This is a genomic window from Parafannyhessea umbonata (genome assembly GCF_900111255.1).
Taxonomy (GTDB): domain Bacteria; phylum Actinomycetota; class Coriobacteriia; order Coriobacteriales; family Atopobiaceae; genus Olsenella_J; species Olsenella_J umbonata_A.
On the sequence record NZ_FOGP01000007.1, the window covers coordinates 17570 to 41297 of the forward strand.

Below are 23728 nucleotides of genomic sequence, written 5' to 3' on the forward strand. Positions count from 1 at the left end.
TGAGAATGGACATCAAGGAGTTTGCCAAGGAACTCTCCGAGGCAACGAAGAACATGTCCGACGAGCAGCGTGCGACCGTTCGCCAGATGTTCGAGAAGGTCGCAGACCAGCTCGACGCGCCGTGCGCGGCGCCCGCCGTCCCGCGTGGCGAGGGCGAGCCCTACGATGTGCCCGAGGGACCCACCGACCGCCAGCGCCGCCTGAAGGACAACTTCCTCAAGCAGGTGCCGAGCATCACCATGCACCGCGCACGCGCGGTTACCGAGATCATGAAGGCCAACCCGGGCATGCCGATGATCGAGCTGCGCGCCAAGGCCTTCCGCCGTTGCTGCGAGACGGCCCCGCTCGTTATCCAGGACGACGAGCTCGTGGTGGGCGCCCCCTGCGGCGCGCCGCGCGCCGGCGCGTTCTCGCCCGACCTCGCCTGGAGGTGGCTGCGCGACGAGCTCGACACCATCGGCGAGCGTCCGCAGGACCCCTTCTACATCTCCGAGGAGGACAAGCAGTACTGCCGCGACGTCCTCTTCCCGTTCTGGGAGGGCAAGTCGCAGGACGAGGTCTGCGAGGACCAGTACCGCGAGGCCGGCGTCTGGGAGCTCTCCGGCGAGTCGTTCGTCTCCGACTGCTCCTACCACGCCATGAGCGGCGGCGGAGACTCCAATCCCGGCTATGACGTCATCCTCATGAAGAAGGGCATGCTCGACATCCAGGCCGAGGCGCGCGAGCACCTCGCCCACCTCGACTACGCCAACCCCGACGACCTCGAGAAGATCTACTTCTACAAGAGCGTGATCGACACCACCGAGGGCGTCATGATCTACGCCAGGCGCATGAGCGAGTACGCGGCCCAGCTCGCGTCCTCCTGCCACGACGCCAAGCGCGCCGCCGAGCTCCAGCAGATCTCGCACATCCTCCAGAGCGTACCGGCGCACGCGCCGAGCACCTTCTGGGAGGCCGTCCAGTCCGTCTTCGTGATCGAGAGCCTGCTTCCGGTCGAGGAGAACCAGACGGGCATGTCGCTCGGCCGCGTCGACCAGTACATGTATCCCTTCTACAAGGCTGACATCGAGGCCGGGCGCCTCACTCCCTACCAGGCCTTCGACATCGCGGGCTGCATGCTCATCAAGATGAGCGAGATGATGTGGGTCACCTCGCGCGGCCAGTCCGAGTTCTTCGCCGGCTACCAGCCCTTCATCAACATGACCCTCGGCGGCGTCACGCGCCAGGGCCACGACGCGACCAACGAGCTCACGTACCTCCTGATGGACGCCGTCCGTCACGTCAAGGTCTACCAGCCCACGGTCGCCTGCCGCATCAACAACAAGTCGCCCGAGAAGTACATGCGCAAGATCGTGGACATCGTCCGCTCCGGCATGGGCTTCCCCGCCTGCCACTTCGACGACACGCACATCAAGATGATGCTCGCCAAGGGCGTCAGCGTCGAGGACGCCCGCGACTACTGCATGATGGGCTGCGTCGAGCCCCAGAAGTCCGGCCGCCTCTACCAGTGGACCTCGACGTCCTACACGCAGTGGCCGATCTGCATCGAGCTCACCCTCAACCACGGCGTGCCCCTGTGGTACGGCAAGCAGGTGACCCCCGACCTCGGCGATCCCGCGCAGTACAAGACGTACGAGGAGTTTGACGAGGCCGTCAAGAAGACCATCTACTTCGTCACCAAGTGGACCGACGTCGCGACGGTCATCTCCCAGCGCGTCGCTCGCGCCGTCGCCCCCAAGCCCCTCATGTCGATCATGTACGAGGGCTGCATGGAGAGCGGCAAGGACGTCTCCGCCGGTGGAGCCATGTACAACTACGGCCCCGGCGTCGTCTGGACGGGCCTCGCGACCTACGCCGACTCGATGGCGGCCATCAAGAAGCTCGTCTTCGAGGAGCACAAGTACACCCTCACCGAGATGGCGGATGCCCTCAAGAGCGACTTCGAGGGTCGCGAGCAGATGCGCAAGGACTGCCTCGATGCGCCCAAGTACGGAAACGACGACGACTACGCCGATTCCATCGCGGCCGACATCGTCGACTACACCGAGCGAATCCACGTGGACTTCAAGACGCTCTACTCCCACATGTCCACCGGCACGCTCTCGATCTCCAACAACACGCCCTTCGGCGAGATGACCGGCGCCACCGCAAACGGCCGCAAGGCCTGGACGCCGCTTTCCGACGGCATCAGCCCCACCCAGGGTGCGGACTTCCGCGGCCCCACCGCGATCATCAAGTCGGTCTCCAAGCTCTCCAACGACTCGATGAACATCGGCATGGTCCACAACTTCAAGCTCATGAGCGGCCTGCTCGACACGCCCGAGGGCGAGAACGGCCTCATCACGCTGCTGCGCACCGCGTCGATGTTCGGCAACGGCGAGATGCAGTTCAACTACCTCGACAACGAGACGCTCATCGACGCCCAGAAGCACCCCGAGAACCACCGCGACCTGGTCGTCCGCGTCGCTGGCTACTCGGCGTTCTTCAACGAGCTCTGCAAGGACGTTCAGGACGAGATCATCAGCCGAACGATGCTCGAGAAGTTCTAGCGCCAGACGAGAAGAGAACGAGGCCCGGGGCCCAGGCGGCCCCGGGGACCAAGGAGGGGAGGCATTCCATATGAGCGGCGAGCAGGCGGTCGAGCGCAAGGTCCGCATCTTCAACCTTCAGAAGTACAACATGTACGACGGGCCCGGCGTGAGGTCGATGGCGTTTCTCAAGGGCTGCCCCCTGCGCTGCAAGTGGTGCTCCAACCCCGAGAGCCAGCTGCGCGTGCACGAGGTCATGTTCAAGCGCGTCAACTGCGTCGACTGCGGCGCATGCGCCGCGGTCTGCCCCGTGGGCGTCCACAAGATGGTCGACGGCGAGCACGTGGTCGACAGGGCCGTGTCGTGCATCGGGTGCCGCGGATGCGAGGCGGCCTGTATGAACCATGCGCTCGAGGTCATGGGCGACGACCGCACGGTCGACGATGTCGTGGCCTTCCTCGACGAGGACGCCGACTTCTATCGCATGTCGGGCGGTGGCATCACACTCTCCGGCGGCGAGGTGCTCGCGCAGGCCGAGGCGACCTACTCGATCCTCATGGCGGCAAAGTCCCGTGGCTACCACACGGCGATCGAGACCTGCGGCTACGCGAAGACCGAGACGGTCCTCAAGATCGCTCGCTACGTCGACCTCTTCCTGTTCGACATCAAGCAGATGGACCCGGTCAAGCACAAGTTCTGGACCGGCGTGAACAACGAGCTGATCCTCGCCAACGTGCGCACCCTGCTCGAGAGCGGCCACAACGTCCGCGTGAGGATGCCGCTGCTCAAGGGCGTGAACGATTCGAAGGACGAGATTGACGCGGTCATCGACTTCTTCAAGCCGTACCGCTACCAGAAGAACTTCGACGGGGTCGACCTCCTGCCGTACCACAAGCTCGGCGTCGGCAAGTACGCGTCGCTGGGCCGCGACTACCAGATCGAGGGGGACCCGTCGCTCACCGACGACGACCTCGCCCGCATCGAGGGCTGGATCAAGGGCGCCGACTTCAAGGTCAACCTCGTCAGGCACTAGCGAGACGAACACATCAGGCACCCCCGGGTCGCCAGTCACGAGAGAGGAGGAAACCATGCGCTTCGTAACCGAGGACGAACTTCGCGACGCCTATGCCACCACGCCGTTCGACAGCTATGACCTGCCTGACGGTGCGCGGCTCACGCCGGGGGCCCGGCAGTTCCTGATCGACTTCGGCGTGTCCTTCGAGGCATCCGACGCCGAGAGGAGCGAGCGCGCCGGGGCAGGGACACCGTCCCATGCGTGGCGCGGCTCGCACGAGACCGCGCCCTGCGATGGCCTGTCCGACCTCGTCTGGGACGTTCGCCTGCTCGGCTCCGAGCTCAGGCTCCTGGCTCGTCGCTCGCAGGGCATCGACAACGCCTTCGCGCGCCAGGCCGACGCGTTGGGCCACGCGTGGCAGGACGTGCGCGAGGCGGGCGACCTCGCCCTCGCGGACGCGTCCGCCCAGAGCCCGAGCCCGCCCGGGCCGCCCCCGGCCCCGCCGCTCGCCGCCGGCGTGCATCCGGTCTTCTTCGAGATGGCCCGCATGCACGCGGAGGTGGGGCGCTGCGCCCACGCCTGGGCGCAGGCTCGCGCGGGCGCCTCGGACGCGGAGGCCGCGTCCCTTGACGGTTGGGTCGCACGTGCGGCACAGGCGTGTCAGTTGTTGGAGGAGTCGATGGGTAAGGCAGAGGGGAAGGTGTAGAAGATGGTCGATCTCAAGGCAGCCAACGAGAGGCTCGAGGAGCTCCTCGACTGCGTGGACCATCCCAAGGCGGTTCGCGAGGGACAGCGCCTCTTCTGCGGCCTCGACCTCGGCACGGCCTTCATCGTGCTGGTCGTGCTCGACGAGGATGGCAACCCCATCGACTGCAAGTACGAGTTCGCCAGCGTCGTTAAGGACGGCATGGTCGTCGACTACGTCGGGGCGTGCGACATAGCGCGCCGCCTCAAGGAGCAGGTCGAGGCGGAGCTCGGCGTCGAGCTCGAAAGCTGCGCGGTTGCGATTCCACCCGAGACCGAGTCCCTCGACGGCGGCGTCGTCAAGAACGTCTGCGAAAGCACGGGCCTCGAGTGCGTGGCCGTCTTCGACGAGCCCACGGCGGCGAACCTGCTCATCGGCACCCGCGACGGCGCGGTGGTCGACATCGGCGGCGGCACGACCGGCATCTCCGTCTTCGAGGACGGTCGCGTCGTCGAGTGCGTCGACGAGTCGACCGGAGGCACGCACTTCTCGCTCGTGCTCGCGGGCGCCAAGCGCATGAGCTTCGACGAGGCCGAGGTCTACAAGCGCGACCCCGCGCACCACGCGGAGGTCCTACCGATCGTGGCGCCGACCATCGACAAGGTCACCTCGATCATCGCGCGTGCCTGCGAGCCCCACGACGTCGGCGAGGTCATCCTCGTCGGCGGCACGGCCGAGCTGACGGGTATCGAGGGGCGGGTCCGGAAGGGCCTGGGCGTCGAGGTCCACAAGCCCAACCACCCCATGTTCGTGACGCCCATGGGCATCGCCCTCGGCTGCGTCGAGGCGGCAAAGGGGCAGGCCAATGCTTGACATCAGGGTCATCAAGGCGCCCGCGCCAGGCACCATGCGCGTCATCAGGCAGCGCAGCGGCGCCCGCTGGGATGACGACTTCCGCCCCGCCGCGGTCGGCCTCGTGCAGGGCAAGCTCATCGAGATGCTGGTCGCGAGCGACGTGGCCGAGAAGAGCGCCAACGTGGTCGTGACCGACATCCGGGGCTCGTGTCCCCAGAACATGGTGCTCCTCGCCATCGCCGGCGAGACCGAGAGCGTCATGGAGTGCCTCAGGCGGATTCGAGACGGAAAGGACCAGACCCATGATTGTTGGTAGGCTCATCGGCTCCATCTGGGCCACGCGCAAGTACGACGAGCTGAGCGGGATGAAGCTCATGCAGGTCGAGGTCATCACCGGCGACGAGGCCGGGCGCCAGCTCATCTGCGTTGACACCATCAGCGCCGGCGTGGGCGACCGCGTGATCGTCACCACGGGGGCGTCGGCCTACCTGTTCATGAGGGACGCCTTCGACCAGAACGTCCCGGTCGATGCCGTGATTGTAGGGATCATCGACGAAGACGTGAGTCTGTAAGCAATAAAGCGATTTGTATTTCGGAAAGGAGGACGGCATGAAGAAACTTGTGAGCGCGCAGGACGTGATCGCCGCCAAGGACGGGCACGAGGACATCTACATCGATGACAACACCATCGTGACCGCCCAGGCCGTCGACCTCGCTCACGAGATGGGCGTGTGCCTGAAGCAGGGCCCCGCGCCGCACGAGGGCCACGAGGCGTGTGCGGAGCAGCCCCACGCAGAGGCTCATGCATGCCATGACAAGGAGGAGGGCTGCGCGTCTGCGCTGTCCGCCGAGGAGCTCGAGCGCGTCATCGCGGCCGCTCTCGACAAGGGAATCTGGAGCGAGGGCGACCTTGAGGGCCTGCTGGGCACCAACGGCGCGGCGCAAGTCGACGCCGACGTCGTTCCCGTGGGCGTCTCTGGCCGCCACATCCACCTCTCGCAGGTGGACCTCGACCAGCTGTTCGGGCCCGACTTCGAGCTGACGCGCATCAAGGATCTCAGCCAGCCCGGCCAGTTCGCCGCGAAGGAGTGCGTGACGATCGCCGGCCCCAAGGGCGTGATCGAGAAGGTCCGCGTCCTGGGCCCCGTGCGATCCCAGACGCAGGTCGAGGTGCTCGCCGGCGATACCTTCAAGCTGGGCGTGCCGCAGAAGGTCCGCCTCTCGGGGCACCTCGAGGGCACGCCAGGCGTCACGGTCATCGGCCCCAAGGGCAGCGTTTGCCTCCACGAGGGCACGATCGTGGCCGCGCGCCACATCCACATGAACCCCGCGCAGGCCGCCGAGCGCGGCTTCCATGACGGCCAGGTCGTCTCCATCAAGGCCGACGGCGAGCGCGGCGGCACCCTCGACAACGTGATCGTCCGCGTCACCGAGGGCGGCAACCTCGACTGTCACATCGACACCGAGGAGGCCAACGCGCTCCAGGTCAAGAGCGGTTCTACGCTCCGCGTAATCAGGTAACGAGAGCTGCGGCTCTGAAGAGGATCCCAAGGAGGTTTCCAGCATGGCTAACACCATCGAGGCACTCGGAATGATCGAGACCAAGGGCATGGTCGGCTCCGTCGAGGCGGCCGACGCCATGGTCAAGGCGGCCAACGTCCGCCTCATCGGCAAGGAGCGCGTGGGCGGCGGCCTCGTCACCGTCTTCGTCCGCGGCGACGTGGGCGCCGTCAAGGCTGCCACCGACGCCGGCGCCGCGGCCGCCCAGCGCGTGGGCGAGCTCCTCAGCGTCCACGTCATCCCGCGCCCGGACGGCATGGTCGAGTCCATCCTGCCCCACGCCGAGTAGAAGCAAGCAGACGAGAAGAGCGCGGGCACCTCGCCCGCAACCAAGGAGGTTTCCAGCATGGCTAACACCATCGAGGCACTCGGAATGATCGAGACCAAGGGCATGGTCGGCTCCGTCGAGGCGGCCGACGCCATGGTCAAGGCGGCCAACGTCCGCCTCATCGGCAAGGAGCGCGTGGGCGGCGGCCTCGTCACCGTCTTCGTCCGCGGCGACGTGGGCGCCGTCAAGGCTGCCACCGACGCCGGCGCCGCGGCCGCCCAGCGCGTGGGCGAGCTCCTCAGCGTCCACGTCATCCCGCGCCCGGACGGCATGGTCGAGTCCATCCTGCCCCACGCCGAGTAGAAGCAAGCAGACGAGAAGAGCGCGGGCACCTCGCCCGCAACCAAGGAGGTTTCCAGCATGGCTAACACCATCGAGGCACTCGGAATGATCGAGACCAAGGGCATGGTCGGCTCCGTCGAGGCGGCCGACGCCATGGTCAAGGCGGCCAACGTCCGCCTCATCGGCAAGGAGCGCGTGGGCGGCGGCCTCGTCACCGTCTTCGTCCGCGGCGACGTGGGCGCCGTCAAGGCTGCCACCGACGCCGGCGCCGCGGCCGCCCAGCGCGTGGGCGAGCTCCTCAGCGTCCACGTCATCCCGCGCCCGGACGGCATGGTCGAGTCCATCCTGCCCCACGCCGAGTAGCGAACCCGCGAGATAGAGCCATAGCTAACCGGAAAGAGGCATGATGCACGAATACGACCGCGACCTCGAGAGCATCCAGGCCGCACGCGACCTCGCGCGCGCCGGCCAGGTTGCCGCCGAGAAGATCGCAACCTACACCACCGAGCAGATCGACCGTATCCTTCGCTCCATGGTCGAGACTGCCGAGAAGAACGCCAAGCAGCTCGCCGAGATGGCCGTCGAGGAGACGACCTTCGGCAACGTGCACGACAAGATCTTCAAGAACCACATGGCCTCCGGCCTGCTTTACGAGCAGATCAAGGACGCGAAGACGATCGGCGTCATCGACGTGGACGAGAAGAAGCAGACGATCACGATCGCCGAGCCCGTCGGCCTGATCTTGGGCATCGTCCCCTCCACCAACCCGACCTCCACGGTCCTCTACAAGTCGATGATCGCGCTCAAGGCGCGCAACGCCATCGTCTTCTCGCCGCACCCCAAGGCCGCCAAGTGCACGAACCTTGCCATCAAGCTCATGTGCGACGCGGCCGTCGCCGCGGGCGCCCCCGAGAACATCATCCAGGGCGTCAGCCTCGCGACCATCGAGGCCACCAACGCGCTCATGCACGCGCCCGAGGTCAAGATGATCATCGCCACCGGCGGCCCCGGCATGGTCAAGGCCGCCTACAGCTCGGGCAAGCCCGCGCTGGGCGTCGGCGCCGGCAACTCGCCCTCCTACATCGAGCGCACCGCCAACGTGCACGACTCCGTCCGCCAGATCATGGCGTCCAAGACCTTCGACAACGGCACCATCTGCGCCTCCGAGCAGAGCGTCATCTGCGAGACGTGCAACCACGACGAGGTCGTCGCCGAGTTCAAGCGCCAGGGCGGCTACTTCATGAGCGAGGAGGAGTGCGCCAAGGTCTGCAAGATCCTGTTCCGCAACGGCCACGCGATGAGCCCGAACTTCGTCGGCCACGACGCCCAGAGCATCGCCCACGCCGCGGGCATCTGCGTTCCCGCCGACACCCGCGTCCTCATCGGCGAGCAGCACGGCGTCGGTCCCGAGTGGCCGCTCTCCTACGAGAAGCTCACGACCGTGCTCGGTTTCTACACCGTGGCCGACTGGCACGAGGCGTGCGAGCTCTCCATCGCGCTCCTGCAGAACGGCATCGGCCACACGATGAACATCCACACGCAGGACAAGGAGATCGTCCGCAAGTTCTCCGTCAAGCCCGCCTCGCGCATCCTCATCAACACGGGTGGCACCCAGGGCGGCACGGGTCTCTCCACCGGTCTCGACGTGGCCCTCACGCTGGGCTGCGGCACCTGGGGCGGCAGCTCCGTCTCCGAGAACGTGGGCCCGCAGCACCTCGTCAACCTCAAGCGCGTCGCCAACGGCATCGTCGAGCCCGACCAGGTCGCGGCCGCCGACGCGACGTTCGCGAAGTGGCACCCCGAGCTCGCGGCTGAGTACGGCTGCGCGACGACGCACGAGTGCGCGGGCGCGTGGCACGGGGCCGGCTCCTGCGAGCCCGCGTCGAGCCCCATCAGCTACTCCGTGGGCTGCTGCTCCGCCCCGGCGCACGAACAGCAGGCGCGCAAGAGCGACACCATCGACGCGGAGGAGCTCCGCAAGATGGTGAGCGAGCTGGTCTCCGCCTTCCGCGGCGAGTAAGGCCAGGCTCTTCTCGCCCGATCGGGGCGCCCATGGCGCGCTGGGGCGCCCCGGTCGAGACGGGATTGTCGGCACCATGGGCGACGCCAGGCAATAGACTTTGGTCTTGTTGCGCGGCCCGTCCGCGGCCGGCGCGTCAGGTGAGCGTTTGAGGAGATGAGATCGTGATCGCACACGCACGTGCAGACAGGTGCGACCTGTACCAGATCGGAGAGGTCAGCCGCATGGGCTGCATCTCGCAGCGTACCCTGAGGCACTACGACGAGCTCGGGCTCATGCGTCCCGACGTCGTGCGGGACAACGGGTACCGCTACTACAGCCTGAACACCATGCTCAAGATCCCCGTGATCAACTACCTCAAGATGCTCGGCTTCTCGCTCGACGAGATCACGCACATGCTGCAGCGCTCGAGCCTGACCGAGGTGCGCCGCAACCTGGCGGAGCACCTGAGCTCCTGTGACGAGGAGGCGCGCCTGATCGCCGAGAAGCGCCAGGCCATCGTCGAGTGGGCCGAGCTGGTCGACGAGGCCAACATGGTCCTGAGGGTAAAGCCCAAGACCGTGAGCGTTCGCTACCTCGCGAGCCGGGAGCTCTTGTGCATGGAGTCGACCTTCTCGGGCGGCTTCGCCGACTCGGTCGTCAGCCTGGACTACGCGGCGTTCGTGCGCGAGGCAGACAACGCCATCTGCGGCCCGGTCATCCTGCAGTTCGAGACCGTGGGGGATGCCAAGGCGGCTGCGGGCGGACACGCCTGCCCCGTCCGCCTCCTGCAGAAGGCCATGAGGCCCGTCGCCGAGGACGAGGCCTACGTCATGCCCGAGGGCATGTACCTCTCGACCTACCACGTGGGTGCATTCGAGGAGATGGACGAGGCCCTCGACCGTCTGCTCGCATTCGCCCACGAGAACGGCTACAAGATCTGCGGTCCCGTGACGGAGCGCTTCGTCACGGACTTCTGGACAACCTACAACTCCGAGCTCTTCGTCACGGAGCTCCTTCTCAGAACCGAAACGGAGTGACAATGAACGAGTTCAGCCTCAACGCGAAGCTCTTCTTCGGGCCGCGTGCCGTCGAGCACCTGGGCAGCCTCTCGTGCTCGCATGTCCTGGTGGTCACGGACGGCTTCCTGCAGGAGTCGGGCATGGTGGGCAAGATGTGCCAGCACCTGCCCTCGGGAGCGCGCGTGAGCGTGTACTCCAACGTCAAGCCCGATCCGAGCCAGGAGCTCGTCGACGAGGGTGTCGAGATGATCTTCCGAGAGCGCCCCGACCTCGTGATCGCCTTCGGCGGCGGCTCGTGCATCGACGCGACCAAGGCCATCCTGTACTTCGCCAGTCAGAAGGGGATGGAGCGCCCGTACTTCCTCGCGATTCCGACGACCGCGGGCACCGGCTCCGAGGTGACCAACTTTGCGGTCATCACGCGCGGCAGCACCAAGGTCGCGCTCATCGACGACGCGCTGGCGCCGGACGGGGCTCTTCTCGACGCGAGCTTCACGCGTTCGGTCCCGCCCCAGATCACGGCCGATACGGGCATGGACGTGCTGACCCATGCGCTCGAGGCCTACGTGAGCAACCAGGCGACCACCTTCACCGACGCGCTTGCGGTCAAGGCGCTGCGCATCGTCTTCGAGGACCTTCCCCTGGTCTTCCGTGACGGCGACGCCATGCGCGCCCGCGGTCGCATGGCCGAGGCGTCCTGCGTCGCGGGCATCGCCTTCACGAACGCCGGCCTGGGGATCAACCACAGCCTGGCTCACGCCCTGGGCGGGCGCTTCCACGTGGCCCACGGCCGCCTGAACGCGATCCTTCTGCCCTATGTCATGCGCTTCCACATGGCAGAGTCCGCCTACCGCGAGCCTTACGAGCGTCTCGCGCATGAGCTTGGGATGTCTGGCGCAGACGAGCTCCTGCAGCGCGTCATCGACCTGAGGTCGCGCCTTGGCATCCAGGATTGCCTGGCTGACCTTGGCTCGATCGACGCCTCGTGCTTCGAGGAGCACGTGTGCGACATGGCGGAGGCCGCGGCCAACGACCGCTGCACGCCCACGAACCCGCGCCCCGTCTCGAGGCAGGACCTCGTGAACCTGTATCGCGACGCCTATCGCGGCTAGCCCACCCTCTGCCGGCGGGCGCCCTTCGCCCGCCGGCATCCCCGAACGACCGAAGCACGTGCTGGAGGACTGACAGTGGAGAACGGACAAGAGCAGATTCGCGTGGTCCAGGAGACCGTCTCGGGCAAGGAGATCACCCTCGCCCACGTGATCGGCGGGCCCGAGCCCATCATCTACACCAAGCTGGGCCTCAACCCGGAGATCGACTTCGGGACGAGCGCCCTGGGCATCATGAACATCACGCCGCCCGAGTCCGCCGTGATCGCCTCCGACCTGGCCGTCAAGAGCGCGGACGTCTACCTTGGCTTTGCCGACCGCTTTACGGGCACGATGATCATCAGCGGGGAGGTCGCCGACGTCACGACGGCGATCACCGAGGTGGTCGCGTTCTTCCGCGACACGCTGGGCTACGTCACCTGCAAGGTCACGAAGCGCTAGGCGTGCCATGAGGGAGAGGGTTACCAGGGAGGAGTTCTTCGAGCGCGTGCTCCACGGCCAGGTGCCGCGCGGGGAGCATGGCGAGCTGCGCTTCACGCGCGTGAGCGTGCCGGGGCGCGAGGTGGACCTCGCGCACGTCATCGGCACGTCGCGGGAGAGCACCTGCAAGACGCTCGGCCTTGACATCGGCACCCACGAGGGCGAGGACCACGTGGGCGAGGCGCTTGGCTTCATGCGCTTCACGCCGTGGGAGTCGGTCGTCATTGCCGCCGACGTCGCGATGAAGGCCGGCGCGGTGGAGCTTGCGTTCATGGATCGCTTCAATGGATCGCTCATCCTCTCGGGGGAGATCAGCGAGATCGAGAGCGCCGAGCGGGAGGTCCTCGACTTCTTCGAGCACGAGCTCGGCTTCTATGTCTGTCCGATGACCCGCAGGTAGGTGATGCGAGATGAAGCGACTGTTCCTGATGGGCCGAAGCGAGGCGGGCAAGACGTCGCTCACGCAGGCCCTGCGCGGTGAGAGGCTGCACTATCACAAGACGCAGTACACATACGCCGACGGCGACACCATCGACACGCCGGGCGAGTACTCGGAGACGAAGGCGGTGGGCGTTGGCCTGGCGTGCTTCTCGTTCGAGGCGGACGTCATCGCGCTTCTGATTGCGGCCAACGAGCCGTTCACGGTGTTCGCGCCCAACTGCAAGTCGTTTCTCAACAGGACGCTCATCGGCGTCATCACCAAGATCAACGAGCCCAACGCCAACGTGGCGATGGTTCGGCAGTGGCTCGAGAACTGCGGGTGCGATCGCATCTTCCTCGTGGACAGCGCCACGGGGGAGGGGATCGGCGAGCTTCGAGCCTATCTCGAGCAGGACGTCGAGCCGATGACGTTAGAGCAGGCGAAGGCCCGCCAACGTGAGGGCGTCTTCTGCTAGGGCGTCGCATGGTTTGGCGCCGGCAAGCTTCGGGCCAGCAAAAGCCCAGCTAGAGACAAGGATTTCTGCGGATTGGAAGGCCATTCTCGCGCCGTTTCGACCGCGCACGCGTTATGCTCCACTCACGCTGGTCGACGGATCTACGTGCGGGGCGGCGCCTCTCGAGGGAGGTGTTGCCTATGGAGCAATTCTTCTTGATCATGGCGTTTCTGACGGTCCCGTTCGGGCTGCTGAAGGCCGCGATTGGGCTCTATGGCGCCTTGCGCGACCATGAGGGCTCGGAAGGCGAGTCGGACGACGGGTCCGCAGACCACGAACTGCCAGAGGAGGGCGGCCCCGAGATCATCACGGCGTCCGTCCGCACCCCGAACCACGTCACGCAGGCCGCCCTCATGGGCGCCGACATCGCCACGGTTCCGTTCGCGGCGCTCAAGAAGTGCGTGCACCACCCGCTGACCGACCAGGGCCTTGTCAAGTTTGCGGCCGACTGGAAGAAGGTTGTTGAGGGCTAGCTCCTCCAACAGGGAAAACTTGGGCCCCGGGGGGGCGCGGCGATGGCCGCGCCCCTTTTGCGCTCTGCTTTAAATGTGCGAGCGGCGAGGTAACTTTGTCGTTGCAGGCCTTGCGTGTAGAATCATGATATCTGTCAGTATCGCTATGTAGAAAAAGGAGCTCTTGTGGCCAACCACTTTCGCAGCAGCGAGCGGCAGGGGAACGAAGAGAACGTCGCTTCGACTCCGCTGGATGCGCAGGGCGTAGAGCAGGCACCGCTGACTTCAGATGCAAGTCTGGATGACACGGCCGCCGGCTATTCCGAGGGACGCACGGGAGGCGCTCACTTCGCGGCGCCTGCAGACGATTCCGTGCCTGCGTACGCGGCGGACGAGACGCCGGAGCCTTCCGCGGCGCCGGCGGCGGAGCCCCTCGCGGCTCCGGAGCCCGAGCCTCAGCCCGCACCCGTCCAGGGCGAGGGGCAGAGCGCAATGGTCGTCTCGGATGCGCCAGAGTCTAACGACATCACCGCGCAGCCGGGGTTCACGAGCGTCTTCGCACCTCTGCAGGATGATGGGTCGCAGGTTATCCCCCACACGGGAAAGCCGACCATCTCGCTCAGAAACGCAACACTCATCTACCCGGCCCAGCCCAACAAGCCCGCACTCGAGGACGTGAGCCTCGACATCTACCCCGGCGAGTTCGTCTTCGTCGTCGGCCATTCGGGCTCGGGCAAGTCCACGTTCCTCAAGCTCCTCACGCGAGAGCTTCGCGCGACGAGCGGCCAGGTCATCGTGGCCGGACAGGAGCTGACCAAGCTGCGCAACAGGAAGGTTCCCTACCTGAGGCGTCAGATTGGCACGGTCTACCAGGACTTCAAGCTTCTTCCCGACAAGACGGTCTACGAGAATGTCGCCTTTGCGCTTGAGTGCATCGGCAAGCCTCGCGCCGTCATCAGGGCGCAGGTCCCCGAGACCCTGCGCCTGGTCGGCCTTGCCGAGAAGATGGACAACTATCCCGACCAGCTCTCGGGCGGCGAGCAGCAGCGCGTCTCTGTTGCTCGAGCGATGGTCAACCGCCCGCCGCTGCTGGTCTGCGACGAGCCTACGGGCAACCTCGACCCCGCAATCTCGCTCGGTATCATGAGACTGCTCGACCGCATTAACCGCACCGGTACCACCGTCGTCATGGCAACCCATGACCGCGAGATGGTTGACTCCATGCGCAGACGCGTCATCGCGCTTGAGGCGGGTCACGTGGTCCGCGATCAGGAGAGGGGAGGCTACGGTTACTATGGTGCCCTCTAACATTGGTTATTCGCTTCGCGAGGCGGGACGTCACTTCCGCAGGAACTGGTCTACGGTTCTTGGCGCAATCGTCACGATCTTCCTCTCGCTGTTCGTCATCGGCCTGTTCGTCATCGGCTCCGTAATGGTCACGAACCTCGTCGGCAGCGTCGAGGACCGTGTCACCATCCAGGCGTTTATTGCCGACGACGCCAACCAGGAGGATGTTGACGCCCTCCAGGCGAAGGTCGAGAGCTGGGGCAGCGTGGACTCCGTTGCCTACAAGAGCAAGGAGGAGGCGCTCAACGAGTACAAGGAGACGATGAGCAATCGCAACGCCGCCGACGCGGTCGCGGCGCTCGATGGTCAGAATCCTGTTCCCGCCTCGCTCGTCATCACCCTCAAGGACCCCAAGAGCGTTGAGGACGTCGCTTCTCAGCTGACCTCCGACTCCGACTTCAAGAAGGTTGCAGACGACCACGACAACCCGACGAATTCGGTCCAGTACGGTCGCGAGACGGTCGAGCGTCTGTTTAGCGTCACCTACTACCTGCGCATCGGTGCGGTCGTGCTCGTGGCCCTTCTGGCCTTTATCGCGTTCGTGTTCATCAACAACACGATTCGCCTGGCCATTGCCGCTCGTCGTCGCGAGATTGCCATCATGCGTCTCGTCGGCGCGTCCAACGGCTTCATCCGCGGGCCGTTCATGACCGAGGGCATGCTTGAGGCCCTCATCGGCTCCATTCTCGCGGTTATCGTTCTTCACGTGGGCATGGGGCTGGTTGTGCCCAAGCTTCAGAACAGCCTGCAGTTCCTTTCGTTTGAGCTGCCGGTGCACGTGCTGGTGCTGACCTACATCTCGCTGGTCGTCATCGGCATGCTGCTGGGTCTCTTTGGCTCGATGATCGCAATGAGGCGCTACCTCAAGGTCTAGCGTCGGGCTCGTTGAGGCCAATGCTTAAGCGCGCGTGGGCGGCGCGGTCGTTAGGCCGCGTCGCCCATTTTGCAAAGGAGGGAACACATGGGTCGCAAGCGTCCCCACAGGGGAAATCGTCGCCGGGGGTTCGGCTCCGCCCATCGCAAGCCGAAGGTCTTTCTGGATGGCACCATCCGTGTGTTTGGGCGGGGCGTGGCCGAGGTCAGCACATCGGAGGGGACGTTTCCGGTGGCCCGAGGCGGCATTCGCGAGGCCATGAGCGGAGACGAGGTGCAGGTAAGCATCTCTTCGCGCGGCGGAGAAAAGCGCGCCTACGTCCAAGGGGTCATCACCAGGGCCACGGAGTCGTTCCTGGGCACCTACGAATGGATCGACCCCCTGGGTGCGGTCTCTCCGCTGGATGCGCGCATCAGGCGCGACTTCTTCGTGGTTCCGCAAGACGACAGCGCCCGCAAGAGGGGCGTGCGGACGGGCGACGTGGTGGTCGCGCGCATCATGGAGTACCCCTCGCGGCGGAGCGCCGGCGTCGTCACCATCGACCGGCGCGTGGGCTCCGCGGACGAGCTCGACCTCAACGTCGAAGCTGTAATCGCCTCCAACGACCTCGTCACGGAGTTTCCTGCCGCGGCGCTCGAGGAGGCAGCCGCCGTTCGCGTGGATGCGGACGAGGCTCTTGTCCGCGACCGGCTGCGCCGTGACCTGCGCTCGTCGTGTGCGGTGACCATCGACCCCGCTGATGCGCGCGACTTCGACGACGCGGTCTGCGCGCGCGAGGTGGACGACGGCTTCGAGGTAGAGGTCCACATCGCGGACGTCTCGCACTACGTGGCGTGGAACTCTGCGATAGACAACGAGGCTAAGCGCAGGACTTGTTCCGTCTATCTGGTCGACCGCGTCATCCCAATGCTCCCCGAGGCGCTTAGCTGCGACGCGTGCTCGCTCAGGCCCGGCGAGGACCGACTCACGATGAGCGTCGTCATGCGCCTGAGCAAGCGGGGCGAGGTCGTGGGCGGAAGCGCCGGCCCGGCGGTCATTCGCTCGCGTGGTCGGCTTGACTACGATGCAGTCGACGCGCTTCTTGCGGGGGATGTCGATGCCAGCGGGCTTGCGGTTGAGGAGTCGTCGCGCCTGGAAGTCATGACGTCCCTTCGCCTGCTCGACAAGATCGCCCGGCTGCGCGAGGGCATTCGGCATCGTCGTGGCGCCATCGACTTCGAGACGCGCGAGGCCAAGGTGGTCCTGGACGAGAAGGGCGCGCCCACGGGGGTGAGGGTGCGTCGCAAGACGAGGGCGACGAGCCTGGTGGAGGAGGCCATGCTCATGGCCAACGAGTTCGTGGCTGGAGTGCTGGGCGACGCCGACGTGCCCGCGGCCTATCGCGTCCACGAGCCGCCGGCGCACGACGACCTTGTCTCGACCATCCCCATTCTTGAGGAGCTGGAGCTAACGGACCCGAAGACGCTTGCCGGGTTGGTTGCGGGCGAGCCCGAGGCCATCCGCACGGTTCTGGAGCGCGCGAGGGGGACGGCGGGCGAGTACCTTGCGAACTCCGTGCTGCTGAGGGCGCAGCGCCGTGCCATCTACCTGCCCCACAACGAGGGGCACTACGCCCTGGGCGCACGCGCGTACTGTCACTTCACCTCTCCCATCAGGCGCTATCCCGACGTTTTGGTGCACCGTGCGCTGCGTGCGAAGCTTGAGGGGAAGCTCGACTCGCGTGACCAGGCGCAGGCGAAGAAGCTTCTGCCCCAGCTGTGTCGAACCTGCTCCGACCAAGAGCGCGTGGCCGACCGGGCCGCCCGCCAGTCCCAGAAGGTCAAGATGGCCCAGATGTATGCCGACCGAGTGGGCGAGTCCTTCTCGGGTGTCGTCACCGGCTGCACGCGCCACGGCCTCTTTGTCATGCTGGACGAAAGCTGCGCCGAGGGGATGATTCCCGTGCGCGACCTGGGCGACGAGTGGTTCTGGTACGACGAACGCAGGCTATGCCTGGTGGGGGAGGAGACCGGGCGTGAGTGGCGCCCGGGAAAGCGCGTCGCGGTGACCGTCGTTTCTGCGGAGCCGTCGCGTGGTCAGATAGACTTTGTGCTTGCGGGTCACGTGCGAGAATCAAGCCGCGCGTGACGGGGTAGGCTACACTACGCCTAAACGAGCGCCTGGCGCGCGGCGCGTCCGTCATGTGACGCGCCCGTCGCGAAAGGCGAGAAGAACGACCAAAGCGGCAGCCGGGCATCCGGTGGCACTGGAGGACATATGGAAGAGACCAACATGACTGATGCCTTGGCTCATGCCGAGGGGCTTCTTGTCGAGGGGCACAACGAGGAGGCGCAGGAGCTTCTCTCTCGTCTGGCGGAGGACGCGGAGCAGTATGTGGACAGCAACTGTCCCACGACCGACGAGCTGCAGTGGTTCAGCTTCCCGTCCCTCTTCGAGCGACTGGCCTACCGTCGCGTCGAGAACGACCCGCGCGAGCTGAGGTCGGTAGGCGAGCCCCTCGACCGACTCTACGGCGACCTCGCCCTGGCCTGCGTGCGCAACGGCGACTACGACAGCGCGATGGCCGCGCTGCGCCATGCCGTGCGCTGGAACCCCATGGGCTGCGAGTACAGGCTCAACCTGGCCGACCTCTACCGCGTGGCGGGAGACCCCAACGAGTACCTCGCCCTGAGCTACTCTGTGTTCGAGCGCGCGAGCGACGCGCGCCACCTGGTGCGCGCGTTCGTGAACTTCTCGGAGTACTTCCAGGTATCCGAAAAGCCAAAGGCCTCTGCGGCCGCGCTGCGCGCCGCACGCAGGTTCGGCGTCGAGGACTCCGCCCTCAAGGCGGCGCTCGAGCTTGCCGCGGGAACCGACCACGACCCGGACTCCGTCGACGACGACGAGGCTCGCGACCTGCTGGCGCAGGAGGGGCTCCCCGACGGCGCCAACGCAGAGATGGCGGTCTGCCTACTTTTGTGCGCCTCCGACGCTGCGGCCGCGAGGGACCGCAACCTTGCGGCCGACCTCACGCGCAGGGCGCGCGACCTGGTCGGCGAGGGCGCCTGCATGGCACTGCTCAAGCTGATTCGCGAGGAAGACGACGAGGCGAGCCCGAGCGGCGCGGACGGCTGTGCCGCCAAGGAGGGCGACGATGCCTAAGCGCGAGATCAAGCTGATCGCAAAGAACCGCACCGCCCATCACGAGTACGAGTTCGAGGAGACTTACGAGGCGGGCGTCGTGCTGACGGGGACCGAGGTCAAGAGCATCCGCGAGCGCTCCGCCCAGATTACGGACTCGTTCTGCATCGTGCGCGACGGCGAGGTGTGGATGCTCAACGTTCACATCCACCCCTACTCGCACGGCGGCGTGTGGAACGTCGATCCCGACAGACGCCGCAAGCTGCTGCTCCATCGCAGGCAGATTGACACGCTCGAGGGCAAGCTGCGCAACAAGGGCCTCGCCCTGGTGCCGCTTAAGATCTACTTCGACGAGCACAGCCGCGTCAAGGTGCAGCTGGGGCTGGGTCGAGGCAAGAAGCTCTACGACAAGCGAGCCGACCTTAAGAAGCGGCAGACTGACCGCGACATCCAGCGCGCCCTCAAGGAACGGAGCCGCTAGGCCGGCAGGCGTGGCAAAAGAGAAGGACGAGCGCCTCCGGGTGGCAGACAGAGCTCTGCCGCCCGTTTTTCATGCCGCTCGCGGGGAAGCGGCTCTTGTCGGCGGCCTTGCGGGAATACTAGATTCAATGGCTGCCAAAGAGGAGGTCGTCTATGGATGTGTCCGCCCTGCATCGGTTCTCGAGCGGTCTGTATGTCGTCTCGGCCGAGGCCGATGGCGATACTGGGGCCTGCGTAATCAACACAGGGCTCCAGCTTACGAGCTCGCCCCTTCAGGTTGAGGTCGTGATCAACAAGCAGAACCACACGGCGGATGTCGTGCAAAGGGCCGGCCACTTTGCTCTCTGCCCCATAACGCAGGAGGCCGACATGCTCTTCATCGGTCGCTTTGGGTTCAGGAGCTCGGCCGAAATAGACAAGTTCGAGGGCATAGCCCGCGAGGTTGCCGCAACGGGCGACCCCTACACGCCGCTTTGCGCCGCCGCGGTTATTGCCTGCGAGGTCGTACAGACCCTCGACGTGGGGACGCACATCATCTTTGTCGGCAGGGTGGTGGATGCGCAGTCGCTTTCCGACGAGCCTCCGCTTACCTATGCGTACTACCACACGATCCTCAAGGGCAAGACGCCCCCTCGGGCATCTTCGTATACCGGTTAGCCGCCCGGACTCGGGCGTTCGACGTCCGGCCCGTTGGGTCGGGCCTGGAGAGAGGGGAAGGGTATGGCAGAGGAGAAGTACAAGTTCGTCTGTACCGTATGTGGCTATGAGGTCGAGGTCGACACCCCGGAGCTTCCCGAGGACTTCGTCTGTCCCGTGTGCGGGGTTGGCCCCGAGATGTTCGAGAAGTCCGACGACTAGCTCGGGCGGATTTGTGGGCGGGCGATGATCGCCTCCCCAAGACGACGCGTGACGAGTGCGTGACAATTCTCGTATCGATGGCCGGGACGGCGTACAATGTCGCCCCGGCCACTTGCGCCGAGAAATGCTTAACGAAATGATGGGGATGATCCTCTCTTATGCGCCGTGCCACGCAAACGTCCGAGTCCATTGAGCTTGCCGCCCTGCTTGCCATGTCAGGCGGCCTTATGGATGCCTACTCGTATTTGGGCCGTGGCAAGGTCTTCGCGAACGCGCAGACGGGCAACCTGCTTTTGCTGGGCGTTCACGCGGCCGCGGGCGAGTGGGCGCAGACTATCCAGTACGCCATGCCCGTCGTGTTCTTCGCCCTGGGTGTTGCCGTCGCGCACGGCGTAAGGTGCCACTGTCACAACATCAGGGCGCATTGGCGGCAGATCTGCCTGGCGATCGAAGTGGTTCTTCTGGCGACGGTGGCGTTCGTTCCCGAAAGCCAGAACCTGCTCGCCAACAGCATGACCTCCCTGGCGTGCGGCATTCAGGTCCAGGCCTTCAGGAAGATTCACGGCGTGGGCTTTGCCACGACGATGTGCATTGGCAACCTCCGCGCGGCAACGCATGGGCTGACGGAGTTCTTCCACAGCGGGAATCGCAAGGCGCTCGAGAGCTCCCTGCTGCACTATGGCACGATCGTCTGCTTCGTGTGCGGCGCCATCCTGGGGTCTCGAATGCTGGGTCTCGTTGGTCTTCGCGCCATACTGGTGAGCTGTGCCATTCTGGTGGTCGCACTTTTGGTGATGAACTGGGACCGAGAGGTTGGCACGGCCGCGGCGGCGGAGCGCCAGTGGCTGCGTGCCCGCAGGAGGCGCCGCGTCACACGCGACGGCGAGTAACGAAACCTGCTCTAGCATTTGCGATGCGAGACGGGTACACTACTACCACGCTCGTTCTTGGGCGCGTTCCTTGACATTCGCATGGTGACAATCGGTCCCATCACCTCATGGGGGCGACTGGTTTCGACAGGGTGATTCTGAGGTGGGCAGCAAGCCGTGGTCTCCTCGCCACGTTAATCAGGGGTACCGTCAAATTTAATTGACAATGATTCTTACCAGGGCTATGCCCTCGCTGCTTAATTAATATTGCAGCCGTCAATCCGGGGATTGCTCCCGTTTCCGGTGCGACGTCATCTAGGGAGATGCTCCTTTGGACGTAGCTGGTATGCCAGGGGATAAGACTGAACCAACTGGGGCGCCGAGTGCGGGTTACCGAGCGCGACGCGCCCGAGATCTAATCGGCAACTGAGCTTGGAGACACCTGCCAGGGGATTGCTTTGGACCGGAGTTCGATTCTCCGCGCCTCCACCTGCGTATGAAGGGCTGGGCGCGACTTCTCTGAAAGTCGTGGCAGCCGTTGAAGTATGGGCGGAGCAAGGCTTTGTGCCTTGCTCCGCCCTTTTTGTTGTCAAGCGTTTTAGAAGCGCCCGGGCCTCGTCGTGCGACGCCGACGCGCATGTCACGGCGCCTGCCGGCCGAAGATGCTCTCCGGCTCACGTGCGTGACGTCAAATTGTTAACTGTCGTAAACTCTATGGAGAGGCGATCGCGCGGGAAGAAGGGTGCGCCCATATGTTTTGGAATGGCGTTGCAGGCGTCTACGACGTCTTTGCCGACGGGGCTTCGACAAGGTCGTCGCCGGCAACGTGATTCATCTGCTCGATGAGCCCCGGGCTGCGCTTGTGGAGCTCGGGCGCGTCTGCAAGGATGGAGGGATGGTCGTCATCCCGACGTACCTGGGCCGTCGTGACGACGGGTCTGTCCGAGGCCTTTCCGCGCTGTTGGGATGCATTGGCGTCAAGTTCGGAAGACAGCTGGACTTGGGCTCCTATTGCAGCCTGCTCCAGGCGGCGGGCTATGGAGAAGTGCATGTCGAGCTCATCGAGGGCCGTCTACCCTGTGCGTTGGGGACGATTCGGAAGACGCGACCGGTAGGGTGGAGCGAGGCCTAGCCCATACAGTTTCGATAGTAGAAGACGGCGATTTGCGTGCGGTTGCGCAGGTTGAGTTTGGCGAGGATGGCGCTGATGTGATTGCGTACGGTGCCGTCGGAAATGAAGAGCTCCCGGGCGATCTCCCCGTTGTCGAGGCCGTCTGCCACCAGGCGAACCACGTCGCGCTCGCGCTCGGAGAGGCCTGCGAGGGCGCCTTCGTCGCGAGCGGGTGAGATGCCGGCTCCCAGGGCCACGGCCTTCTCTAGGACCTCTCCCTCGAGGACGCGCTGCCCGCCCATGACGGACCTCAGCGCGGGCGCGATGGTCGAGACATCCTGCTTGATGAGGTAGCCGCGGGCGCCCATCTTGAGCGCGCGCACTATGTACTCGTCGTCGGCGAAGGTCGTGAGGAACACGATCGCCGCGTCCGGGTGGGACGCGAGGATCTTCTCGGCCGCGGAAAGCCCGTCACGCCCCTGCATCTGGATGTCCATCAGCAGGACATCGGGCGCAAGCTCGTCGAAGAGGGATACGGCTTCGTCGCCGTCTGAGCCGCAGCCTGCTATCTCGATGTCGGGCTGCACCGAGAGGATGGTCGCGAGGGAGCGGCTGACGATCTTGTCGTCATCTACGATGAGGACGTTCATGATGCCTGCTTTCGGGGGATGGATGCGAACACGTTGAACATGCCGTCGGAGGAAGAGATGCGCAGCGTGCCACCCAGGGCCTGGACGCGCTCGCGCATGGACGAGAGCCCCATGCCCCGCTCGAGCAGACGCTCGAGATTGCTGCCGGGACTTGGGACGGATCCGTCGTTCGTGATGCTGACCTGCCAGAGGCCGGGATAGGAGGCTACGCTGACGGTCGCGTGGCCGGCCCGCGCATGGCGCGCCGCATTGGTCAGGGCCTCCCTAGAGACCGCGATGACGCAACGCGTGACGTCCGCGGGAACGTCGTCTGGAAGGTCGCAGCGGACCTCGACGTTCGCGATGCCGCTTCCGCTTGCCAGTCGGTTGAGCTCTACCGAGAGATCCGTGGCCGAGTCAGCCAGCGCGTGGACGCTCGAGCGCATGGAGTCCAGGGCCGCGTTGACGCCAGAGGCGATCTCGCCCAGCTCGTCGACAACCTGGCCGTCGTCGGCGTGAATTACCCTGAGCGCCTCGACCTGGAGGGTCAGACGCGTGAGCAGGTGGCCCACGCTGTCGTGGATGTCACGGGCGATGCGCGTGCGCTCGGCGAGCGCCGCCGCCTTGGTCTCGTAGACGCGTGCGTCCTCGAGCTGGCGGTTCTTCTCCCTAAGTGCCAGAACCTTGTCCTGAAGGTCGTCCTCGAGGGCGTGGAGGCCCCGCTCGGCGCTGGTCGCCCGCTGCGTCTTGCGCGAGAGCGCGACGGACAGGAGCGTGACCGCGACCAGCGTGGCGCACGGGGCCAGGCCAAGTGCGCCCGCGCGCCCCCACAGGACTATTGGGACGAGCGTGGCGATCGAGAGCGCCAGGCTCTGACGCGCAAGGTCGTAGGCAAACAGGGGGGCGCCGAACGCGGCGCCGGGAACGGCGAGTGGCAGGAGCGCAAGGGCGCACGTCGCACGGGCGGCCTTGGGGCGATGGGGCTCGAGCAGCTCGTACGCCGCAGACGCAATCACCGCCAGAAGGAGCGCGACGATCTTGGGCGCGTCGGGCTCGTCGAGGGTGACGGCGAAGAGCGTGCAGGCCGCAGTCAGGAGCGTCTTGTCGATGAGTCTGTCCATGGCTCAATTGTAGGGGAGAAGCGCGTCGACTGCGTCACCACTTGCCCCATGACAAATGTCATGGGGCAA

General features: G+C 65.6%; 27 protein-coding genes, 1 other RNA gene and 1 pseudogene. 27 read left to right on the forward strand and 2 right to left on the reverse strand.

The genetic code is table 11. From position 1 onward, the window contains the following. Nucleotides 1-5 precede the first annotated feature (5 nt). The 27 genes and pseudogenes from cutC (at nucleotide 6) to BMY31_RS09055 (ending at nucleotide 21930) form a co-directional block, all read left to right on the forward strand. Complete coding sequence (gene cutC / locus BMY31_RS08075) at nucleotides 6-2549, forward strand: choline trimethylamine-lyase (RefSeq protein ID WP_091009682.1); 2544 nt, start codon at nucleotides 6-8, stop codon at nucleotides 2547-2549. 70 nt (nucleotides 2550-2619) lie between these two features. Further along, on the forward strand, nucleotides 2620-3561 hold the full coding sequence (gene cutD / locus BMY31_RS08080) for a choline TMA-lyase-activating enzyme (protein ID WP_091009685.1): 942 nt from the start codon (nucleotides 2620-2622) through the stop codon (nucleotides 3559-3561). A 55-nt stretch (nucleotides 3562-3616) separates the two neighbouring features. Then, complete coding sequence (locus BMY31_RS08795; protein WP_143802954.1) at nucleotides 3617-4249, forward strand: hypothetical protein; 633 nt, start codon at nucleotides 3617-3619, stop codon at nucleotides 4247-4249. A gap of 3 nt (nucleotides 4250-4252) precedes the next feature. After that, complete coding sequence (eutJ, locus tag BMY31_RS08090) at nucleotides 4253-5101, forward strand: ethanolamine utilization protein EutJ (RefSeq protein ID WP_091009690.1); 849 nt, start codon at nucleotides 4253-4255, stop codon at nucleotides 5099-5101. After that, entirely contained in the window at nucleotides 5094-5399 is a 306-nt protein-coding gene (locus BMY31_RS08095) for a BMC domain protein (RefSeq protein ID WP_091009692.1), read from the forward strand. Before eutJ ends, BMY31_RS08095 begins: the two co-directional genes overlap by 8 nt. Further along, complete coding sequence (locus BMY31_RS08100; RefSeq protein WP_091009695.1) at nucleotides 5386-5655, forward strand: EutN/CcmL family microcompartment protein; 270 nt, start codon at nucleotides 5386-5388, stop codon at nucleotides 5653-5655. The genes BMY31_RS08095 and BMY31_RS08100 overlap by 14 nt, the downstream gene beginning before the upstream one ends. A gap of 37 nt (nucleotides 5656-5692) precedes the next feature. Continuing rightward, entirely contained in the window at nucleotides 5693-6604 is a 912-nt protein-coding gene (locus tag BMY31_RS08105; protein WP_091009697.1) for a phosphate propanoyltransferase, read from the forward strand. Between the two features lie 43 nt (nucleotides 6605-6647). Continuing rightward, the gene (locus BMY31_RS08110) at nucleotides 6648-6932 is read left to right on the forward strand and encodes a BMC domain-containing protein (RefSeq protein ID WP_091009700.1); all 285 of its coding nucleotides are present in this window, start codon (nucleotides 6648-6650) and stop codon (nucleotides 6930-6932) included. Nucleotides 6933-6989: 57 nt separating this feature from the next. After that, nucleotides 6990-7274: a BMC domain-containing protein gene (locus tag BMY31_RS08115; protein WP_091009700.1), complete on the forward strand. Its 285-nt coding sequence runs from the start codon at nucleotides 6990-6992 to the stop codon at nucleotides 7272-7274. A gap of 57 nt (nucleotides 7275-7331) precedes the next feature. After that, on the forward strand, nucleotides 7332-7616 hold the full coding sequence (locus BMY31_RS08120) for a BMC domain-containing protein (protein WP_091009700.1): 285 nt from the start codon (nucleotides 7332-7334) through the stop codon (nucleotides 7614-7616). Nucleotides 7617-7656: 40 nt separating this feature from the next. Next, nucleotides 7657-9273 carry an acetaldehyde dehydrogenase (acetylating) gene (locus BMY31_RS08125; RefSeq protein ID WP_257612400.1) on the forward strand — a complete coding sequence of 539 codons (1617 nt, stop codon included), beginning with the start codon at nucleotides 7657-7659 and terminating at the stop codon, nucleotides 9271-9273. A 164-nt stretch (nucleotides 9274-9437) separates the two neighbouring features. Beyond that, nucleotides 9438-10292 (forward strand): MerR family transcriptional regulator, encoded by an 855-nt coding sequence (locus BMY31_RS08130; RefSeq protein ID WP_257612401.1) that lies wholly within the window; start codon nucleotides 9438-9440, stop codon nucleotides 10290-10292. Between the two features lie 2 nt (nucleotides 10293-10294). Then, nucleotides 10295-11386 carry a 1-propanol dehydrogenase PduQ gene (locus BMY31_RS08135; protein ID WP_091009707.1) on the forward strand — a complete coding sequence of 364 codons (1092 nt, stop codon included), beginning with the start codon at nucleotides 10295-10297 and terminating at the stop codon, nucleotides 11384-11386. 75 nt (nucleotides 11387-11461) lie between these two features. Next, entirely contained in the window at nucleotides 11462-11824 is a 363-nt protein-coding gene (locus tag BMY31_RS08140) for a BMC domain-containing protein (RefSeq protein WP_091009710.1), read from the forward strand. Between the two features lie 7 nt (nucleotides 11825-11831). Continuing rightward, on the forward strand, nucleotides 11832-12263 hold the full coding sequence (locus tag BMY31_RS08145; RefSeq protein WP_091009713.1) for a BMC domain-containing protein: 432 nt from the start codon (nucleotides 11832-11834) through the stop codon (nucleotides 12261-12263). A gap of 10 nt (nucleotides 12264-12273) precedes the next feature. Further along, entirely contained in the window at nucleotides 12274-12759 is a 486-nt protein-coding gene (locus tag BMY31_RS08150; protein WP_091009716.1) for a EutP/PduV family microcompartment system protein, read from the forward strand. A gap of 323 nt (nucleotides 12760-13082) precedes the next feature. Then, nucleotides 13083-13271 (forward strand): annotated as a pseudogene (locus tag BMY31_RS08155) (transaldolase family protein); the annotation flags it as partial. 165 nt (nucleotides 13272-13436) lie between these two features. Beyond that, nucleotides 13437-14558 (forward strand): cell division ATP-binding protein FtsE, encoded by a 1122-nt coding sequence (ftsE, locus tag BMY31_RS08160; RefSeq protein ID WP_091009718.1) that lies wholly within the window; start codon nucleotides 13437-13439, stop codon nucleotides 14556-14558. Beyond that, nucleotides 14545-15471 (forward strand): permease-like cell division protein FtsX, encoded by a 927-nt coding sequence (gene ftsX / locus BMY31_RS08165; protein ID WP_078687783.1) that lies wholly within the window; start codon nucleotides 14545-14547, stop codon nucleotides 15469-15471. The genes ftsE and ftsX overlap by 14 nt, the downstream gene beginning before the upstream one ends. A gap of 87 nt (nucleotides 15472-15558) precedes the next feature. Next, nucleotides 15559-17598 (forward strand): ribonuclease R family protein, encoded by a 2040-nt coding sequence (locus tag BMY31_RS08170; protein ID WP_091009721.1) that lies wholly within the window; start codon nucleotides 15559-15561, stop codon nucleotides 17596-17598. Between the two features lie 129 nt (nucleotides 17599-17727). Then, nucleotides 17728-18612 (forward strand): hypothetical protein, encoded by an 885-nt coding sequence (locus BMY31_RS08175; RefSeq protein ID WP_091009724.1) that lies wholly within the window; start codon nucleotides 17728-17730, stop codon nucleotides 18610-18612. Further along, nucleotides 18605-19072, forward strand: a complete 468-nt coding sequence (gene smpB, locus BMY31_RS08180) for an SsrA-binding protein SmpB (RefSeq protein WP_078687780.1) — start codon at nucleotides 18605-18607, stop codon at nucleotides 19070-19072. Before BMY31_RS08175 ends, smpB begins: the two co-directional genes overlap by 8 nt. A 152-nt stretch (nucleotides 19073-19224) precedes the next feature. Next, nucleotides 19225-19728 carry a flavin reductase family protein gene (locus tag BMY31_RS08185; RefSeq protein ID WP_078687779.1) on the forward strand — a complete coding sequence of 168 codons (504 nt, stop codon included), beginning with the start codon at nucleotides 19225-19227 and terminating at the stop codon, nucleotides 19726-19728. Nucleotides 19729-19791: 63 nt separating this feature from the next. Beyond that, the gene (locus BMY31_RS08190) at nucleotides 19792-19929 is read left to right on the forward strand and encodes a rubredoxin-like domain-containing protein (RefSeq protein WP_078687778.1); all 138 of its coding nucleotides are present in this window, start codon (nucleotides 19792-19794) and stop codon (nucleotides 19927-19929) included. Nucleotides 19930-20087: 158 nt separating this feature from the next. Further along, a complete protein-coding gene (locus BMY31_RS08195; protein WP_091009727.1) occupies nucleotides 20088-20819 on the forward strand; it encodes a YoaK family protein in 732 nt (243 codons plus the stop codon). A 109-nt stretch (nucleotides 20820-20928) separates the two neighbouring features. Then, nucleotides 20929-21290, forward strand: a transfer-messenger RNA (tmRNA) gene (ssrA, locus tag BMY31_RS08200). A 334-nt stretch (nucleotides 21291-21624) separates the two neighbouring features. Beyond that, nucleotides 21625-21930, forward strand: coding sequence for a hypothetical protein (locus BMY31_RS09055; protein ID WP_374057313.1), 306 nt, complete (start codon nucleotides 21625-21627; stop codon nucleotides 21928-21930). Here BMY31_RS09055 and BMY31_RS08210 read toward each other — a convergent pair. Further along, nucleotides 21927-22559: a response regulator gene (locus tag BMY31_RS08210; protein WP_078687775.1), complete on the reverse strand. Its 633-nt coding sequence runs from the start codon at nucleotides 22557-22559 to the stop codon at nucleotides 21927-21929. The genes BMY31_RS09055 and BMY31_RS08210 overlap by 4 nt on opposite strands. Beyond that, nucleotides 22556-23659 (reverse strand): sensor histidine kinase, encoded by a 1104-nt coding sequence (locus tag BMY31_RS08215; protein ID WP_091009733.1) that lies wholly within the window; start codon nucleotides 23657-23659, stop codon nucleotides 22556-22558. The genes BMY31_RS08210 and BMY31_RS08215 overlap by 4 nt, the downstream gene beginning before the upstream one ends. Between the last annotated feature and the right edge of the window lie 69 nt (nucleotides 23660-23728).

Coding starts and splice junctions, on each gene's coding strand:
- BMY31_RS08145 (WP_091009713.1), top strand. CDS start 11,832: ATGAGGGAGAGGGTTACCAGGGAGGAGTTCTTCGAGCGCGTGCTCCAC.
- BMY31_RS08185 (WP_078687779.1), top strand. CDS start 19,225: ATGGATGTGTCCGCCCTGCATCGGTTCTCGAGCGGTCTGTATGTCGTC.
- BMY31_RS08150 (WP_091009716.1), top strand. CDS start 12,274: ATGAAGCGACTGTTCCTGATGGGCCGAAGCGAGGCGGGCAAGACGTCG.
- BMY31_RS08215 (WP_091009733.1), bottom strand. CDS start 23,659: ATGGACAGACTCATCGACAAGACGCTCCTGACTGCGGCCTGCACGCTC.
- cutC (WP_091009682.1), top strand. CDS start 6: ATGGACATCAAGGAGTTTGCCAAGGAACTCTCCGAGGCAACGAAGAAC.
- BMY31_RS08210 (WP_078687775.1), bottom strand. CDS start 22,559: ATGAACGTCCTCATCGTAGATGACGACAAGATCGTCAGCCGCTCCCTC.
- BMY31_RS08100 (WP_091009695.1), top strand. CDS start 5,386: ATGATTGTTGGTAGGCTCATCGGCTCCATCTGGGCCACGCGCAAGTAC.
- BMY31_RS08170 (WP_091009721.1), top strand. CDS start 15,559: ATGGGTCGCAAGCGTCCCCACAGGGGAAATCGTCGCCGGGGGTTCGGC.
- BMY31_RS08135 (WP_091009707.1), top strand. CDS start 10,295: ATGAACGAGTTCAGCCTCAACGCGAAGCTCTTCTTCGGGCCGCGTGCC.
- cutD (WP_091009685.1), top strand. CDS start 2,620: ATGAGCGGCGAGCAGGCGGTCGAGCGCAAGGTCCGCATCTTCAACCTT.
- BMY31_RS08175 (WP_091009724.1), top strand. CDS start 17,728: ATGGAAGAGACCAACATGACTGATGCCTTGGCTCATGCCGAGGGGCTT.
- BMY31_RS08190 (WP_078687778.1), top strand. CDS start 19,792: ATGGCAGAGGAGAAGTACAAGTTCGTCTGTACCGTATGTGGCTATGAG.
- BMY31_RS08195 (WP_091009727.1), top strand. CDS start 20,088: ATGCGCCGTGCCACGCAAACGTCCGAGTCCATTGAGCTTGCCGCCCTG.
- BMY31_RS08115 (WP_091009700.1), top strand. CDS start 6,990: ATGGCTAACACCATCGAGGCACTCGGAATGATCGAGACCAAGGGCATG.
- BMY31_RS08110 (WP_091009700.1), top strand. CDS start 6,648: ATGGCTAACACCATCGAGGCACTCGGAATGATCGAGACCAAGGGCATG.
- ftsX (WP_078687783.1), top strand. CDS start 14,545: ATGGTGCCCTCTAACATTGGTTATTCGCTTCGCGAGGCGGGACGTCAC.
- BMY31_RS08125 (WP_257612400.1), top strand. CDS start 7,657: ATGATGCACGAATACGACCGCGACCTCGAGAGCATCCAGGCCGCACGC.
- BMY31_RS08120 (WP_091009700.1), top strand. CDS start 7,332: ATGGCTAACACCATCGAGGCACTCGGAATGATCGAGACCAAGGGCATG.
- BMY31_RS08105 (WP_091009697.1), top strand. CDS start 5,693: ATGAAGAAACTTGTGAGCGCGCAGGACGTGATCGCCGCCAAGGACGGG.
- BMY31_RS08095 (WP_091009692.1), top strand. CDS start 5,094: ATGCTTGACATCAGGGTCATCAAGGCGCCCGCGCCAGGCACCATGCGC.
- BMY31_RS08795 (WP_143802954.1), top strand. CDS start 3,617: ATGCGCTTCGTAACCGAGGACGAACTTCGCGACGCCTATGCCACCACG.
- smpB (WP_078687780.1), top strand. CDS start 18,605: ATGCCTAAGCGCGAGATCAAGCTGATCGCAAAGAACCGCACCGCCCAT.
- eutJ (WP_091009690.1), top strand. CDS start 4,253: ATGGTCGATCTCAAGGCAGCCAACGAGAGGCTCGAGGAGCTCCTCGAC.